The 15,722-nt window shown below is 55.5% G+C and carries 18 protein-coding genes; 16 read left to right on the top strand and 2 right to left on the bottom strand.

Features of this window, described 5'->3' with window-relative positions; genetic code table 11:
- Window positions 1–46 precede the first annotated feature (46 nt).
- Entirely contained in the window at window positions 47–2,011 is a 1,965-nt protein-coding gene (gene acs / locus B9Z35_RS02120) for an acetate--CoA ligase (RefSeq protein ID WP_108282004.1), read from the top strand.
- Window positions 2,012–2,112: 101 nt separating this feature from the next.
- Here the strand turns inward: acs and B9Z35_RS02115 are convergent, their stop codons facing one another.
- Window positions 2,113–2,484 carry a hypothetical protein gene (locus B9Z35_RS02115; RefSeq protein ID WP_146178930.1) on the bottom strand — a complete coding sequence of 124 codons (372 nt, stop codon included), beginning with the start codon at window positions 2,482–2,484 and terminating at the stop codon, window positions 2,113–2,115.
- 398 nt (window positions 2,485–2,882) lie between these two features.
- Between B9Z35_RS02115 and B9Z35_RS02110 the strand changes: the two genes are divergently transcribed.
- The 4 genes from B9Z35_RS02110 to B9Z35_RS02095 all read left to right on the top strand — a co-directional run bounded on the left by B9Z35_RS02110 (window position 2,883) and on the right by B9Z35_RS02095 (window position 6,466).
- Window positions 2,883–3,695 carry a hypothetical protein gene (locus tag B9Z35_RS02110; RefSeq protein ID WP_146178929.1) on the top strand — a complete coding sequence of 271 codons (813 nt, stop codon included), beginning with the start codon at window positions 2,883–2,885 and terminating at the stop codon, window positions 3,693–3,695.
- Window positions 3,696–3,775: 80 nt separating this feature from the next.
- Complete coding sequence (locus tag B9Z35_RS02105; protein WP_108282000.1) at window positions 3,776–4,762, top strand: tripartite tricarboxylate transporter substrate binding protein; 987 nt, start codon at window positions 3,776–3,778, stop codon at window positions 4,760–4,762.
- A 14-nt stretch (window positions 4,763–4,776) separates the two neighbouring features.
- Complete coding sequence (locus B9Z35_RS02100; RefSeq protein WP_108281999.1) at window positions 4,777–6,015, top strand: ATP-grasp domain-containing protein; 1,239 nt, start codon at window positions 4,777–4,779, stop codon at window positions 6,013–6,015.
- Window positions 6,016–6,118: 103 nt separating this feature from the next.
- Window positions 6,119–6,466 (top strand): flagellar protein FlaG, encoded by a 348-nt coding sequence (locus B9Z35_RS02095; RefSeq protein ID WP_158268103.1) that lies wholly within the window; start codon window positions 6,119–6,121, stop codon window positions 6,464–6,466.
- A 21-nt stretch (window positions 6,467–6,487) separates the two neighbouring features.
- Here B9Z35_RS02095 and B9Z35_RS02090 read toward each other — a convergent pair whose 3' ends face one another.
- Window positions 6,488–7,114 carry a ParA family protein gene (locus B9Z35_RS02090; RefSeq protein ID WP_108282784.1) on the bottom strand — a complete coding sequence of 209 codons (627 nt, stop codon included), beginning with the start codon at window positions 7,112–7,114 and terminating at the stop codon, window positions 6,488–6,490.
- A gap of 121 nt (window positions 7,115–7,235) precedes the next feature.
- Between B9Z35_RS02090 and B9Z35_RS02085 the strand changes: the two genes are divergently transcribed.
- The 11 genes from B9Z35_RS02085 (at window position 7,236) to B9Z35_RS02035 (ending at window position 15,718) form a co-directional block, all read left to right on the top strand.
- Window positions 7,236–7,562: a polymer-forming cytoskeletal protein gene (locus tag B9Z35_RS02085; RefSeq protein WP_108281997.1), complete on the top strand. Its 327-nt coding sequence runs from the start codon at window positions 7,236–7,238 to the stop codon at window positions 7,560–7,562.
- Between the two features lie 91 nt (window positions 7,563–7,653).
- A complete protein-coding gene (locus tag B9Z35_RS02080; protein WP_108281996.1) occupies window positions 7,654–8,268 on the top strand; it encodes an energy transducer TonB in 615 nt (204 codons plus the stop codon).
- A gap of 39 nt (window positions 8,269–8,307) precedes the next feature.
- Entirely contained in the window at window positions 8,308–9,045 is a 738-nt protein-coding gene (locus tag B9Z35_RS02075; protein ID WP_108281995.1) for a MotA/TolQ/ExbB proton channel family protein, read from the top strand.
- Between the two features lie 3 nt (window positions 9,046–9,048).
- Window positions 9,049–9,471 (top strand): biopolymer transporter ExbD, encoded by a 423-nt coding sequence (locus B9Z35_RS02070; protein WP_108281994.1) that lies wholly within the window; start codon window positions 9,049–9,051, stop codon window positions 9,469–9,471.
- A gap of 2 nt (window positions 9,472–9,473) precedes the next feature.
- Window positions 9,474–9,896 (top strand): biopolymer transporter ExbD, encoded by a 423-nt coding sequence (locus tag B9Z35_RS02065; RefSeq protein ID WP_108281993.1) that lies wholly within the window; start codon window positions 9,474–9,476, stop codon window positions 9,894–9,896.
- Window positions 9,897–10,008: 112 nt separating this feature from the next.
- Window positions 10,009–10,986, top strand: coding sequence for a tripartite tricarboxylate transporter substrate binding protein (locus B9Z35_RS02060; protein ID WP_108281992.1), 978 nt, complete (start codon window positions 10,009–10,011; stop codon window positions 10,984–10,986).
- A gap of 22 nt (window positions 10,987–11,008) precedes the next feature.
- Window positions 11,009–12,079: an amidohydrolase family protein gene (locus tag B9Z35_RS02055; RefSeq protein ID WP_108281991.1), complete on the top strand. Its 1,071-nt coding sequence runs from the start codon at window positions 11,009–11,011 to the stop codon at window positions 12,077–12,079.
- A gap of 12 nt (window positions 12,080–12,091) precedes the next feature.
- Complete coding sequence (locus tag B9Z35_RS02050; protein ID WP_199219749.1) at window positions 12,092–12,997, top strand: dioxygenase; 906 nt, start codon at window positions 12,092–12,094, stop codon at window positions 12,995–12,997.
- A gap of 31 nt (window positions 12,998–13,028) precedes the next feature.
- Window positions 13,029–13,796, top strand: coding sequence for an SDR family NAD(P)-dependent oxidoreductase (locus B9Z35_RS02045; RefSeq protein ID WP_108281990.1), 768 nt, complete (start codon window positions 13,029–13,031; stop codon window positions 13,794–13,796).
- Between the two features lie 18 nt (window positions 13,797–13,814).
- On the top strand, window positions 13,815–14,699 hold the full coding sequence (locus tag B9Z35_RS02040) for a 3-keto-5-aminohexanoate cleavage protein (RefSeq protein ID WP_108281989.1): 885 nt from the start codon (window positions 13,815–13,817) through the stop codon (window positions 14,697–14,699).
- A gap of 23 nt (window positions 14,700–14,722) precedes the next feature.
- Window positions 14,723–15,718 (top strand): zinc-binding alcohol dehydrogenase family protein, encoded by a 996-nt coding sequence (locus B9Z35_RS02035; protein ID WP_108281988.1) that lies wholly within the window; start codon window positions 14,723–14,725, stop codon window positions 15,716–15,718.
- Window positions 15,719–15,722: the final 4 nt, after the last annotated feature.

Below are 15,722 nucleotides of genomic sequence, written 5' to 3'. Positions count from 1 at the left end.
GTCACGGGGTTTTGACAGATACCGCCATATAAGAGGAGACCGGTTCATGAGCGACATTACCATTCACCAGCCATCAGCTGAGTTCGTTAAACAAGCCAACGTGTCAGGCATGGCCGCTTACGAAGCCTTATGCAAAAAAGCTGAGACTGACTACGAAGGCTTTTGGGCCGAGCAAGCACGCGAACTTCTGAGCTGGAAGACCCCTTTCACCAAAGTGCTCGACGAGAGCAACGCACCTTTCTTCAAGTGGTTCGAAGACGGCACATTGAACGCCTCTTACAACTGCTTGGACCGCAACATCGAAAAAGGCTTGGGCGACAAGACCGCCATCATCTTCGAAGCCGACGGCGGCGAAGTGACCAAAGCCACTTACAGCCAATTGCTGGCTAAGACTTGCCAATACGCCAACGCCTTGAAATCCATCGGCGTGAAAAAAGGCGACCGCGTGATGATCTACATCTCCATGTCGATCGAAGGCGTGGCCGCGATGCAAGCTTGCGCACGTATCGGCGCAACCCACTCTGTGGTGTTCGGCGGTTTCTCTGCCCAATCTTTGCGTGACCGCATCGAAGACACAGGCGCTGTGGCCATCATCACCGCTGACCAACAAGTGCGCGGTGGCAAACACCTGCCCTTGAAGGCCATCGTTGACGAAGCCATGACTTTGGGCGGCTGCGACTCTGTGAAAAACGTGTTGGTGGTCAAGCGCACCGGTGGCGACATCGCCATGGTCGCAGGCCGTGACCAATGGTTGGCCGACTTGGCTGACAAGCAAGCCACGACTTGCGAACCAGAATGGGTGGGCGCTGAGCACCCCCTGTTCTTGCTCTACACATCGGGCTCGACTGGCAAGCCAAAAGGCGTGCAACACAGCACCGGCGGTTATTTGCTGCACGCAGCATTGACCACCAAGTGGACATTCGACTTGAAAGACAACGATGTGTTCTGGTGTACTGCCGACATCGGCTGGGTCACGGGCCACACCTACATCACCTACGGCCCATTGGCTTTGGGCGGCACTGAAATCGTGTTCGAAGGCGTGCCTACTTACCCAGACGCTGGCCGCTTCTGGAAGATGATCCAAGACCACAAAGTGTCGATCTTCTACACAGCACCAACAGCGATCCGTTCATTGATCAAAGCTGCTGAAGCCAACGATGCTGTGCATCCAAAGAGCTACGACTTGTCTAGCTTGCGTTTGTTGGGTTCAGTGGGCGAGCCCATCAACCCAGCTGCTTGGGAGTGGTACTACAAGCACGTGGGCGGCAGCCGTTGCCCTATCGTCGACACCTTCTGGCAAACAGAAACTGGTGGTCACATGATCACCCCTCTGCCAGGCGTGACACCGATGGTTCCCGGCTCTTGCACATTGCCCTTCCCCGGCATTCAAGCCGCTGTGGTGGACGAAGCTGGCCACGACATGCCTAACGGCCAAGGCGGTATCTTGGTGGTCAAGCGCCCATGGCCTTCGATGATTCGCACCATTTGGGGTGACCCAGACCGCTTCGTCAAGAGCTACTACCCAGAAGAATTCAAGGGCAAGTACTACTTGGCTGGCGACGGCGCAATCCGCGACGAGAAGACTGGCTACTTCACCATCACGGGCCGTATCGACGACGTGTTGAACGTGTCTGGCCACCGCATGGGCACGATGGAAATCGAATCTGCCTTGGTGAGCTGCACCGAGTTGGTGGCTGAAGCCGCTGTGGTGGGTCGTCCTGACGACACCACGGGCGAAGCCATCTGCGCGTTCGTGGTGTTGAAGCGTTCACGCCCCACAGGCGACGAAGCCAAAGCAATTGCCAAAATCTTGCGCGACCACGTGGGCAAAGAAATTGGCCCCATCGCCAAGCCAAAAGACATCCGCTTCGGTGACAACTTGCCCAAGACTCGCTCTGGCAAGATCATGCGCCGCTTGCTGCGCAGCTTGGCCAAGAACGAGGCGATCACTCAAGACACCTCGACACTGGAAAACCCAGCGATTCTGGACCAGTTGACAGACAACCACTGATCAACACCCTGTGATGCCAGCCTTCAAAAAAGGCTGGCTCCAACAAAAAACCCGCCAGTTTGCACCGGCGGGTTTTTTGTTGGCTAAAAAGAAACTCAGTTTTAAACCAAGGTGTCGATCTGTCCGCCTTGACCGCGCAACATGCTCAGCGTGGAAGCCACTTGCTGGTTGTTGGCGTTGGCTTGTGCAGAGGCGGGGCTAGTGGCGCGGTTCTTTTGCAAAGACTGCGCAATTTTTTCAGCCGCTGCCAAATTGCCATTTTTCAATGCATCTCCAAGTTGGCCCATGGGGCTATCACTCTTGATGTTGTTCTTTGTTGCAAATGAGGCATAGGCTTTTTGAGCACCTGCCAAATCGCCTGCGTTGAGCGTGGCAAACAGGTCTTTCATTCCCTGTTGGCGTTGTTGCCAACCGCTCACGGCTGGTGCTTGACTGGCCATCGAAGCCGATGAACTTCCGACGCGCATTCCCATGATGATTTCCTTTATGTGGACGAGAAGCAGAAAATCGCTTCTGTACATCTCTCAAGATCGGTCTGAATGAAGGAGTCTTGAATGTCTTTACCTTGTAAAGACAAATACGCTGCGGCATAGGCTTGCCCCTGCGGCAAAGGGGTGCCGCTCATATGGCAAAGATCGGCCTAAAAAGTACGTTGACGCACACATCAAAACCAAACATTGCTGCGTTGAAAGTACAAATCTGCACAGGCAATAAGCAGAACGAGTACCAATGCATACCTTCAGCTCTGTAAAGAATCTTTACTCTGTAAACCCCTACCGATGGCGCGGATATTGCGGGCCTGATCTGTTGCAAATCATGGATTTACATGGATCAGGTTTGCATTCAATCAATCTCTTGAAGGAGAAGCACCATGGGTATGAGAGTCGGCGGCTCAAGCGTTAACTGGACTAGTCAACAAACTAGCTCTTCAGTCAACGGTTGGCAAAAACGCCAACAAGGCATGAAGGATTTATTTTCTTCATTGCAGTCGGGCGATCTTGCGAGTGCTCAAAAAGCATTTGCAAGCGTCCAAACCATTACCAGCTCTAGCAACAGCCCGCTGACGAAAGTCGGTGATGCTTTGCAAGCTGGCGACTTGGCAGGCGCTCAGCAAGCGGCCAAAGCCATGCATGCGGCACGTGGCGGTCACCATCACGCGAAAGCGGCGACCCAAGCGTCCAACAGCACGTCATCCACCACCACAGGGACCACGGCGGAAGCCACTAGCACCGACACAGCGTTCAACAGTTTTATCCAAAACCTAGAAGCTGCGCTGGAGCAACAAGGCAAAACCACCACAGGCCCCAATGGACAGGGGAGCTTCTTGCTGAACATGCCACCGCCGCCGCCACAAGCGACGGCGAATGCAGCAGTGTCTAGCACCGCGACCACGCAGGCCTTTTTGGGTAGTCGAGCCTCCAGCGCACCTTCTAACGCGCAGTTAGAAGCGAGCTTGGAAAGCTTGATTCAACAAATGGGTGGCACAGCAGGTGTGACGGCAGACGCCACCACAGCAGCCTCTACCAACTCAGCGCTCACCAACAATTTGCAATCGAGTTTTGCAAATCTGATGGGGTCGATGGGTGGCAATAGCTCGACAGCGAACGTCACTAACTTTTTACAAAGCTTAGATGACAAGTTGAAAAGCATGGATGCCGCAGGCGGGGTGAACACCACCGCTTAACGCGACGATGGCCTTGCGGGTGAAAGCTCGCAAGGCCATACACCTGACCTGAAGACATAAAAGATCAATCAACCGTGACCATGATTCGCATCCATTCCCACAAACTTCTCAACGTCTTGGGCTTTGCAGCACTGCTGTGGATGCAACACGCCGTGGCTGCTGAACAAGCGCCGACGTACCCCAACAAACCCATTCACTTGGTCGTGCCCTTCCCTGCAGGCGGCAGCGCCGATTTGGTCGCGCGCATCATGGCCAAACCGCTTGGTGACAAACTCGGCCAACCTGTCGTGATTGACAACAAGCCCGGCGCAGATGGCGCAATTGCTGCCGAAGCAGTGGCTGCCGCCGCCCCCGATGGCTACACCTTGTTCATGGCCACCTATGGTGCGATGTCGGCTGTGCCGTCATTGCACAAAGCCATGCACTATGACCCCGTCAAAGACTTCACGCCCATCAGCACCGCGGGTAAGTTTTCCATGTTCTTGTTTGCGCACCCCAGCGTGCCCGCACAAACATTGAACGAATTCATTGCTTACGAGCACGCTCACACGGGCGAGGTGAACTACGGCACGGGCAATGTGGCCTCGATCGTGATGGCAGCTGAGATGGAATCGCAAGCCAAGTTGCACATGACGCAAGTGCCCTACAAAGGCGAAGTGCCCGCGATGACCGACTTTGTGGCAGGTCGCATTCAGCTGATGTTTGCCACACCTGCCAACGCGCTGCCGTTTGTGAAAGAAGGCAAGCTCAAAGTGTTTGCCACCTTGTCAGACAGACGCAGCCCGCTGCTACCTGAAACCCCTACGTGGCACGAAGCAGGCATGCGCGACTTACCCATCGTGCCTTGGGCGGGTGTGTTTGGCCCCGCCAAATTACCTAAAGACATGGCGCGTCATTTGTCGCAAGCCATCCAAGAAGTTTTGTTGCGCGAAGAGGTCAACGCAGAGTTTGTCAAGCTGGGGTTTGAGCCTTTTGGTTCCTCGCCAGACAAACTCGATGCCTATGCCAAAAAACAGCACAAAGCTTGGCACACCGCCATTCAAAGTGCGGGCCTGCAAGCGGAATAAAGACGAACACACACATGGCACATTTGCTTATCATCGAGTTGCCCGGTGGCAATGACACAGACATCATCCAAACAGCGATAGACCGCGGTGATAGCTTCACGTTTCTCACTGCCGACTTCGCGTTGTACCAACAGCAACCCGCTGTGAATGCTCTGTTGCAACATGCACACGCTTGCATCAACGTCCCCAGTTTTGACATGCAGGCCGTTGAATCACAAGTACTTGCGGCGCACAAAGCCAAGCCTTTTGATGCCGTGCTGTGTTTGCTCGACATTCGCTTGATTGAAACGGCCACACTGGCCCAAGCAATGGGGTTGAAGTACCTCAACCTGAATTCAGCCCAATTGCTACGCGACAAGTTCAGCGTGCGTCAGCGTTTGCAAGAACGTGGCATTGCACAACCCTTGTTCGCACTGGCCACGTCAAACCAAGAGTTGAAACAAGCGGTAGACCTCATAGGCTTACCGGTACTCATCAAACCATCCGATGGTTACGGCTCGCAAAACATTGTGGTGATAGAGCACCAAGACGACCTCGCACCTTGGATGTCTCCCCTCGAAGACATGCTGCCCTCACGTGCCGACTACGGCTTGGGTGTGAAAGCCAACGACCGTTTGCTGGTCGAGCAATACATGCAAGGCGTGGTGATTGGTTGCGACACACTCACTCAAAACGGTCAACACACCTTGGTAGGTGTGAACGAAAAGCTATTTTTCGAGCCGCCCTCGTTTGCCATTCGTGGTGGGTGCTTCATGCCCAACAAGGGGCAGTTCAAAGCTATCGAGGCCTATGTGTTTGCTTTGCTCGATGCGGTTGACTTTGATTGCGGGGCCACACACATTGAGCTCATGCTGCATGCGGATGGCTTGAGCCTGATTGAAATCAACCCACGGTTGGTGGGTGCCAAAATTCCACGCCTCATCAGCTTGGCTTGTAAGAGGTCCATTCACTCTGACTTGATTGACTTGCACCTCGGTCGCCCCGTTGCACCATTTTCTGAAGCAACCGAAGTCGCGGTCACACGCTGGCTGGTCGCAGCAGAAATTGGCACCTTGGCCGAGGTCAAACTGCCCACAACCACCGATTCCCGTATTGCATGCGTTGAAATCCTGAAGCACAAGGGCGCCCCTGTTCGCCCCCCGATGGAGAACGCCGATCGGATCGGCTATGTGATGAGTTGCGCGCCAACGCGCCAAGAAGCTGACCAGGCCGCAGAAAATTTCATCAATGAATCAATTCTTTTGTACTCATAAATTGGCTAAGCCACGTATTTTGTGGCTCCCCGAGGGTTTTTAGGGTGGAAATTACAATTGACTTTACTTAAAATTAAAATCAAACCACCGAAAAATATTTTCTGTGAACACCATCGCACCTCCAGTCCATACGCCACCCACGCTCGCTGCGGCGCCCGTGAAGCCAAGCGTGTCCAAGGCGCCCCAAGCGCCGGCTGAACTGCAGGCGAAAAAAACAGATGTCACTGCAGAAATACAAGCTGACAAAGAGGTTCGGGTCCAACGCCTGAACCAATCGCTCGACAAGAGTCAGTTGAACTATTCATTTGATAAACAATCCAGCGTCTTGTCGCTCAAAGTGGTCAACAAGCAGTCGGGTGACTTCATTCGCCAGATCGATTTCAAGGGCTTTCATGCCATGGAGTTTTCCACCCACGGCTACAAAGGTCGTGTCGTCGATAACGCAGCCTAAGTAAGCTGCATTCATCAAAACTCAGTTTTTGTCGAGCCAGTGGCAAATAGGCGCCCACTGCTCTAAGTCTTTTTCTATTTGGGACGGCGTGATGTCGAACATGGATAACCCATGTGCAGCCATGTGCAAGTAATACTGCGTGTCGCGTAGATAGCCCAAGATGGGCACATCCAAAGACTCAGCAAACTCATGCAAATGAGCGGCAGCGATGGTACGCGCATCTACGCGATTACCGACAACTCCCACTTTCGCAGGCAACTTACGCGTGAGTACGGACAGCTCCTGCAAAAAAGCATGGGCTGCTTGCATGTCAAAAACACCAGGCATCACAGGAACAATGATTTTGTTAGCGCGCTGAACAAGTTCTTTGAGCTGTGCGCCGCTCAAGCCTGCGGGCGTGTCGATCACCACATGTGTGGTGTCCTTTGGCGGTTTCACCGTGGGTATCTTTCCTGGCTCTAACTCCCAAGTGCTGATCGAGGGCAAGGTTGCAGGACGTTGGCTCAACCAAAAGCGCGAGGACTGCTGAATATCTGCATCACCCAGCATGACGTGATGGCCACGCGAAGCAAAGTAGCCAGCAATGTTGGTCGAAAGCGTAGATTTACCAGCGCCACCTTTGGGATTTGCAATGACAACAACTTTCATAAGCTCCTTTGCATTCATGCTGGAAGTATCAGATAGATTAAATACACCAAATGGCGTATACGCTTGTTAAAATCAACAATATCAATATAAACTAACAAACATCACTTTTTGAGGCAAACCTATGAGCGAAGGCACAAAAGACAAAAGCATTTTCATTGGCAATGGCGTGACCTTTAAAGGTTCCATCAGCGCCCCAAACCAAGCCATCATTTCTGGCACGGTTGAAGGTGACTTGGTTGCCAAAGACGTTCTCATCGGAGCATCGGGCATTGTGTCTGGCACAACCGCTGCTGAATTCATCGATGTCAAAGGTGAACTCAATGAGTCTGTCACCAGCAAAAGCGTGCTGATCGTTCGCTCGACAGGCAAGGTCACGGGCGATGTAACTTACGGCGAACTCGAAATCGAGCGCGGCGGCAAGATCAAAGGCAACATGAAGCAGGTGTGATAGCAGCAAGCCTCAAGGCTTGCTCAGGTGCTGTGTACAGAAGCTTCACACAGCGCCTCTAAAATTGGCGAAATTTTTTAGGCTGCTTCGTTTGTCTCTATCGCCATCCTCGGCTTCAGCTGCTAGCCCTTACGCAGCGCGCCAACGCTCACCGCGTAAACACCTCACAGGCATCGGCCTGGTTGTGTTGCTGCATGCATTACTGCTGTGGGCCATCTCGTCTGGCTTAGCTCGCAATATTGTCCGCATGACCGAGAACACGGTGGAGGCTGTGTTGTTGACAGAAGCGCCGCCTGCTCCAGCACCGACACCCAAAACACCTCCGCTAAAAACACCCACGCCACCACCGCCCGCACCTACGAGCACGGCACCCGCCATCACTCAACCGACAGCACCGCCTGCCGCTGCACCAACCGCCCCCGCCATACGCACAGGCGCAGTCATTCAAGCTGGTGCGCACTGTGCCAAGCCCGACTACCCCAGCGCCTCGCGCCGCATGGAAGAAGAAGGCACAGTGACGCTGAAGTTTTTGATTGGTGTGGATGGCAAGGTCATTCAAGCCGACATTGAAAAAACATCGGGCTTCACACGCCTAGACGAAGCTGCACGCAATGCATTGTCGAAATGCCAGTTCCGCCCAGGCACAGTTGACGGCAAGCCTGAGCAAAGCTGGGCCAGCATCAAATACACCTGGCGCTTGGAATAAGCGCCGCACCCACACAAAGTCAGTCACAAGGAAACACCCATGTTGCAACACACCTTCACACGCGCCGCTGCGGCACTCTCAACACTGGCCTTTAGCGCCAGCGTCATGGCGGAAGAAGTCGTTGAGAACCCCTACGGTTTGTCTGCCCTGTGGGCACAAGGCGATGTGGTGGCTAAGGCCACGCTATTGATTTTGGTCATCATGAGCATGGGCAGCTGGTATGTGATCTTCACCAAGTTGTTTGAGCAAAACCGTGTGATGCGTTATGCCCAAACCGCGCAAGACAACTTTTGGAACGCAGGCAATGTGCGCCAAGGTGCTGATGGCTTAGAGGTCGACAGCCCCTTCCGCTTCATCGCTGAAAAAGGCTTGGAAGGCGCCAGCAAACACACTGGCTTGCTGGGCTCCATCAACTTCAACGACTGGGTGACCATGAGCATCCAACGAGCCATGAACAATGTGCAAAGCCGGATGCAAGATGGCTTGGCCGTGTTGGCCACCGTCGGTTCGACTGCACCGTTCGTCGGTTTGTTTGGCACGGTCTGGGGTATTTACAACGCGCTGGTGAAGATTGGCATGTCAGGCCAAGCCAGCATCGACAAAGTGGCGGGACCTGTGGGCGAGTCGCTCATCATGACCGCCATTGGTTTGGCGGTGGCTGTGCCTGCGGTGTTGGGCTACAACTGGCTGGTGCGCCGCAACAAAGTGGCGATGGAAGAAGTGCACGCCTTTGGCGCAGACTTGCATGCGGTGCTCTTAGGTTCGGCACAAAAATAAATTATGGCCATGAACCTAGGCCCCAGTGAGGGTGACGACGAGCTGCTAACCACCATCAACACCACACCGCTGGTGGACGTGATGTTGGTGCTGCTCATCATCTTTCTCATCACCATTCCGGTGGTGACCACCTCTGTCAAAGTGGAATTGCCACACGAAGTGCAGCAACCCCGCGAGACCAAGCCCGACAACATCATCTTGTCGGTCAACGCGCAAGGCCAAGCGTATTTGTATGACGCGCCGGTGCGCAGCAATGCAGACCTGATCAAACAGCTGCAAACCTTTGCCGAGAAAACGCCGCAGCCCGAAGTGCAAATTCGCGGTGACGCCAAGACCGACTTTGAAGCTGTGGGCCGTGTGCTGTATGCCGCGCAGGTGGCTGGGTTGACCAAGGTGAGGTTCGTAACGGACCCGCAGGGGAAATAAGCATGGCGATGAAACTGCAAACCCAAGACGAACCCGAAGTGATGATGGACATCAACACCACGCCGTTGATCGACGTGATGCTGGTGCTGCTGATCATGCTCATCATCACCATCCCGGTGCAGCTGCATTCGGTCAACCTCGACATGCCGCAAAGCGCCACACCGCAAACCAAAAAGCCCAACGTGGTTCGCATCGAAGTGGATGCACGCAGCGTGGTCAACTGGAACGGCAAGCCCTTGGCTGACCGAGCTGCGCTGGAAGCGCTGCTGCTAGAGGCCAAAGCCCAAGAGCCACAGCCCGAGCTGCACATCAAGGCGCAAGGCAAAGCCAAGTACGAAGCCGTCGCCGGCGTGTTGGCCAGCGCACAACGTCAGGGCCTGACCAAGATTGGCATTGTGGGCACAGAGCAATTTGCCGCGCCTTAACTTCGGGTAACTACCAAGTCCTGTCACGCGTGTTGCACGGGTGACTGGCACAGCGTAAAGCTGCCGATAGCATGCGCCTGTTCACTTCGCTTGCAAGTGTCAAAGGTGTTTCATGCGGTTCTTCAAAGTCTTCGGCGTACTCAGCATTTGCTTCTTAGCATTCAACACGAATGCGCAAACAGCGCCAGCTCGCGACTACCCCAATCACCCCATCAAAATGGTCATTCCGTATGCAGCGGGCGGCCCGATGGATTTCATTGGCCGCACGCTTGCCCCCCGCTTGGCGCAGAACCTAGGGCAACCCATCGTCATTGACAACCGAGCCGGTGCAGGCGGCGCGATTGGCACCGACGTGGTGGCCAAGTCAACGCCTGATGGCTACACGATGCTCAACACCTCATCCAGCCACGCCAGTTTGCCCGTGGTGTCAGCGAGCTTGCCCTTCGACCCCATCAAAGATTTCGCGCCCATCACCTTGGTGGCCAACAGCGTCGGCTTCGTGGTGGCCGCGCGCCCTGACCTTCCTGTGAAGAACTTGAAAGAGTTGCTGGTCGATGCCAAAGCGAACCCAGGCAAATACACCTTCGGCTCAGGCGGTGTGGGCAACGTGATGCACTTTGCAGCCGAGTTTTTATGCACCAGTGCGGATGTGAAGATGACCCATGTGCCCTTCAAAGGCGTGAGTCAATCGCTCAACGATTTGGTGGCAGGCCGCATCGACTTTGTCATAGGCGCACCTACGGCTGTTTTGCCTTTGATCAAGGCTGGCAAGCTCAAAGCCTTGGCCATCACCGCACGCAAACGTTGGAGCGAGTTGCCGGATGTGCCCACCATTGACGAAGCGGCAGTGAAGGGCTTTGTCTACACACCTTGGTATGGCTTTTGGTTTCCAGCGGGCGTGCCCGCTGAGCACGTCACGCGCATGCGCAATGAAGTGAGCAAACTCTTGGAAGAGCCAGAAATCAAACGCGCGTTTGCCGAGCAAGGTTTTGCCACCGTAGCTTCAACACCTGCAGAGTTCAGCAAGGTCATTGCTGATGAAATTGCGATGAACAAAAAGTTAGCCACACGCGTGGACTTCACGCAGTAACTCAAACCTCTAGGAGACTTCGATGTTTCACACCACCACCGACAGTTCTTGCAACCACTGCGCACCGCGTCGCAGTTTTTTAACCGGCTTGCTCACAGCCACCGCCGCTACCGTGTTGCCATCATGTGCCACCACCTCCAAAGATGCCCCCATGCCAGCAGACGCCAAGCGCGCGTTGGTAGATGTGCATCACCATGTGTGGGCCCCTGCGTTTTTGAAAGAACTAGAAACGCGCAAACTGGCCGAGCCGCCTGCACGCAACTGGTCGCTCAACAAAACCATGGACGACATGGCCAAAGCCGGTGTGACCTACACCCTCACATCACCCACCACGCCAGCGGCAGGCTTTGGTGATGTGGCCACCATGCGCAGCATGGCGCGCATCAGCAACGAATACGGTGCACAACTCGCCCGCGATTACCCCAACCAGTTTGGCTTCTTTGCCACGCTTCCCATGCTCGATGTCGATGGCGCACTGGCTGAAATTGCCTACAGCTGCGACGTGCTCAAAGCCAATGGCATTGCCATGCTCACCAGCTACAACGGCAAGTGGCTGGGCGACAAAGCGTTCGCGCCCATCATGGACGAGATCAACCGTCGCAAGCTGATCGTCTACACCCACCCGTCCAACACGCAGTGTTGTCAAAACTTGCAAGAAGGCGTGCCGGGCTCAACCATCGAGTTCGCCACCGACACCACGCGCACCATCACCAGCTTGTTGTTCAGTGGCACGGCCACGCGTTGCAAGGACATCAAGTTCATCTTCTCGCATGCGGGCGGCACGATGCCGTTTTTGGTGGAGCGTCTTGTCATGCTGCCCAAGCTCAACGCCAACTTCGGCAAGATCTTGCCCAGCGATCAAGTGCTGCCCACCCTGCGCAGCTTCTATTACGACACGGCCCAAGCGTCGCACCCCGGCGCTTTGCTGTCGCTGCTGAATTTGGTCGATGTGTCGCAAGTGGTGTTTGGTACCGACTTCCCTTACCGCACCTCGCTCGACCATGTCAAAGGCCTCATGGCCATGGGCTTCAGCATGAACGACCTCACAGCCATTGAAAGCCGCAATGCGCAGCGCATCCTCGGACGCGCCTAACAGGAAACAACCATGTCAAACGTGACGCTCCCCACCACGCCCGAATCTATCTTGCCTCTGGTCCTCAAGGCCATGTCGCGCACACCCGATGCCCGATTGCGTGAACTGATGGCCTCGCTCACCTCGCACTTGCACGCTTTCATTCTGGAGACCAAAGTCACCGAAGAAGAGTTTGAACGCGCTGTGAAATTTTTAATCGACATCGGTCAAGCCACAGGCGAAAAAACCAACGAAGTGATCTTGGCTGCCGATTTGCTGGGTGTGTCGTCCTTGGTGGCGGTGCTCAACAATCCCGCCAATCACAACGATGCACATGCCCAAGCTGAAGCTGCCTCACACGCCGCTTTGCTGGGCCCCTTCTGGCGGGCCAATGCCCCTTTTTGCGAAGCCGGCGCCAACATTGCCCGCGGCAACACACAAGGCATGCCACTCGACGTGCGTGGCGTGGTGTACGACAAACACGGCAAGCCTTTGGCCAATGCCACGGTGGACGTGTGGCACGCCTCACCCATCGGCTTGTATGAGAACCAAGACGATGCACAAGAAAACATGAACCTGCGCGGCCGCTTCAAAACCGATGCGCACGGCGCCTACTTTTTCAAAACCGTGCGTCCTGCGGGCTACCCAGTCCCCACCAACGGCCCATGCGGCGATTTGCTGCGCGCACAACTGCGCCACCCCAACCGCCCAGCCCATTTGCACTTCATGGTGTCTACGCCGGGCCACAAAGTGCTGATCACCCAAGTGTTTGCTGATGGCGATGACAACCTCACCAGCGACCCTGTGTTTGGTGTGACGGCCCCTTTGGTCGGAGACTTCCAAGAACACACAGCAAATGGCAAGACCCACGCCACGCTCACCCATGACTTTCACTTGACTGAGGGTGAGATGACTTTTCCTCACCCGCCAATTCCGTAATGCCCTTCAACCTCAGAACAACAACAAATCCATGACCTCTAGTTTCGAACCTACAGATTCTTTGACCGGCAAAGTCGCCGTCATCACCGGCGGCACGGGTGCCATTGGTTTGGCCTGCGCACAGCGCTTGGCCAAACTGGGCGCACGTTGTGTGCTGCTCTACAACTCAGAAGCACCCGAATCGGCTGCGGCCAAAGCAGCTGCTTTGCCTGGCTCTGGACACCTGAGCTTCAAAGCCCAAGTGACTGACAGTGCTTCGCTGCAAGCCGTGGCAGACCAAGTGGCGGCGCTGTGTGGCGTGGTCCACATCTTGGTCAACAGCGCGGGCTACACCAAGGCCGTGCCTGCTGCCGATTTAGACGCGCTGAGCGACGACTTGATTGACGATATTTTGAAAGTGAACTTTCGCGGTGTGATGGCCACCATCCGCGCCTTCATGCCTTTGCTCAAAAAATCAGAAGACGGTTTGATCGTCAACATCTCGTCCATTGCAGGCTTCACAGGCACGGGCAGCAACTTGGCCTATGTGGCTGCCAAAGCCAGCATCGACGTGGTGGGTGATGCACTGGCCAAAGCCTTTGCGCCGTTCGTGCGCGTCATCTCGGTCTCGCCCGGCGTGGTGGACTCTACCTTTGTGCCGGGACGCGGTGCGGACTTCAACGACAAAGTCGCCCCCACGATTCCACTGCGCCGCATTGGCACGGTAGACGATGTGGCCGCCGTGGTTCAAGCCTGCGCCACCACCATGCGTTATGTCACGGGCACACGCATCGTGGTCGATGGTGGCCGTCATCTTTGATTTGAAAGCGAACAAGACATGAGCCAAAAAACTTTTCTCACCTGCGCGGTCACCGGCAACATCACCACGCCTGACCAAACGCCGCATCTGCCTGTCACACCCGCACAAATTGCGGATGAATGTTTGGCCGCCGCCGAAGCGGGCGCAGCGGCCGTGCACATCCATGTGCGCGACCCCAAAACTGGCAAGCCCTCGATGGAGTTAGAGCTCTACCGTGAAGTGTTTGACAAAGTGCGTCGTGCCAATCCAGAACTGATCATCAACCTCACCACAGGCCCCGGCGGTCGCTTCATTCCGAGCGTGGAAGACCCGCGCGTGGCAGCACCTGGCTCGACCTTGGTGCAACCCGAAAAGCGTGTGGAGCATGTGCGCATTTTGAAACCCGATGTCTGCTCGCTCGACCTCAACACGATGAACTCGGGTGGCGATGTGGTCATCAACACACCGCGCAATGTACGCATCATGGCCAAGATCATGCGCGAAGCAGGCGTGAAGCCTGAACTAGAAATTTTTGACTCAGGCGACATGCATTTGGCGCGCGACCTGATTGCCGATGGCACGCTCGACGGACCTGGTATGTGGACGTTTGTCACAGGGGTGAAGTACGGTTTTTCACCTTCACCCGAAACCTTGCTCTACGCCCGCAGCTTGCTGCCTGCAGGCGCGATTTGGTCAGCCTTTGGGATTGGCCGCTTTGAATTCCCCATCGTCGCGCAAGCTTGGTTTGCAGGCGGCCATGTGCGCGTGGGCATGGAAGACAACATCTATTTGGAAAAAGGCGTGCTCGCCAAGAGCAACGCCGAGTTGGTGACCAAGGCCAAACGCATCATCCACGACTTAGGCGGCGAACTGGCCAACCCACGCGAAGCACGCGCCATGTTGAATTTGCCTAGCCGCGCTTGAACCACACACAAGGAACACAAAGAATGTCGATTCACAAAGAAGACTTGCGCGCCGTGCGCGTGAATGCCAAAGCAGCCTCTGCGGACGAGCTGTCACCCACCATTGAAAAACAATCACCTCCTGCATTGCAAAAAGGCGAAGCCTTGGTGCGCGTGCGCAGCGCTGGTGTGAACCCGAGTGATGTGAAGGCCGCTCTGGGCATCATGCCGCAAGCGGTTTTTCCGCGCACACCTGGCCGCGACTTTGCAGGCTTGGTGGTGGATGGTCCCAGTGCATGGGTGGGCAAAGAAGTGTGGGGTTCGGGCGGCGATGTGGGCATCACGCGCGATGGCTCACATGCAGGTTGGTTGGTGTTGCCAGAAGCCGCCTTGCGCGAAAAGCCTAAGAACTTGAGCTTTGAAGAAGCAGGCTCGGTGGGTGTGCCCTTCATCACCGCCTATGAAGGCTTTCGTCGCAGCGGCATGCCGCAACGCGGACAAACCGTGGCCATCATGGGTGCCAACGGAAAGGTGGGCCAAGCGGCCGTGCAGCTCGCGGCACAAGCGGGTGCCAACGTGATTGCGGTGAGACGCGGCGGCGGTGAATGGGACGGCCCGTCCAAAGGCGTGCACGCCATCGACGCCAAAACCGAAGATGTGGCGGCACGCATCCGTGAGTTGAGTGATGGCAAAGGCGCACACATCGTGTTCAACACCGTGGGCAGCCCTTACTTTGAAGCGGCCAACAAAGCCATGGCCAAAGGGGCCACACAAATTTTTATCTCCACCATCGAACGCCCTGTGCCGTTTGACATCTTCACGTTCTACCGCGGCATGCACACCTATGTGGGCATCGACACCTTGGCGCTTAATTGCATCGAAACCAACGACCGCATGGAGGCCATGCGTGCAGGCTTTGAAGCAGGCACGCTGCACCCCTTCGAAGTGAGTGCAGATGCGGTGTTCTCACTCGACCAAGTGTTGGCTGTTTACAAAGAAGTGCTGGGCGGCGCGAGCCGTCGCGTGGTCTTCAACCCTTAATCGT

Origin of the sequence: Limnohabitans sp. Jir61 (assembly GCF_003063545.1) — a bacterium.
GTDB lineage: Bacteria > Pseudomonadota > Gammaproteobacteria > Burkholderiales > Burkholderiaceae_C > Limnohabitans.
This window is presented reverse-complemented; position numbering and strand designations above follow the sequence as displayed.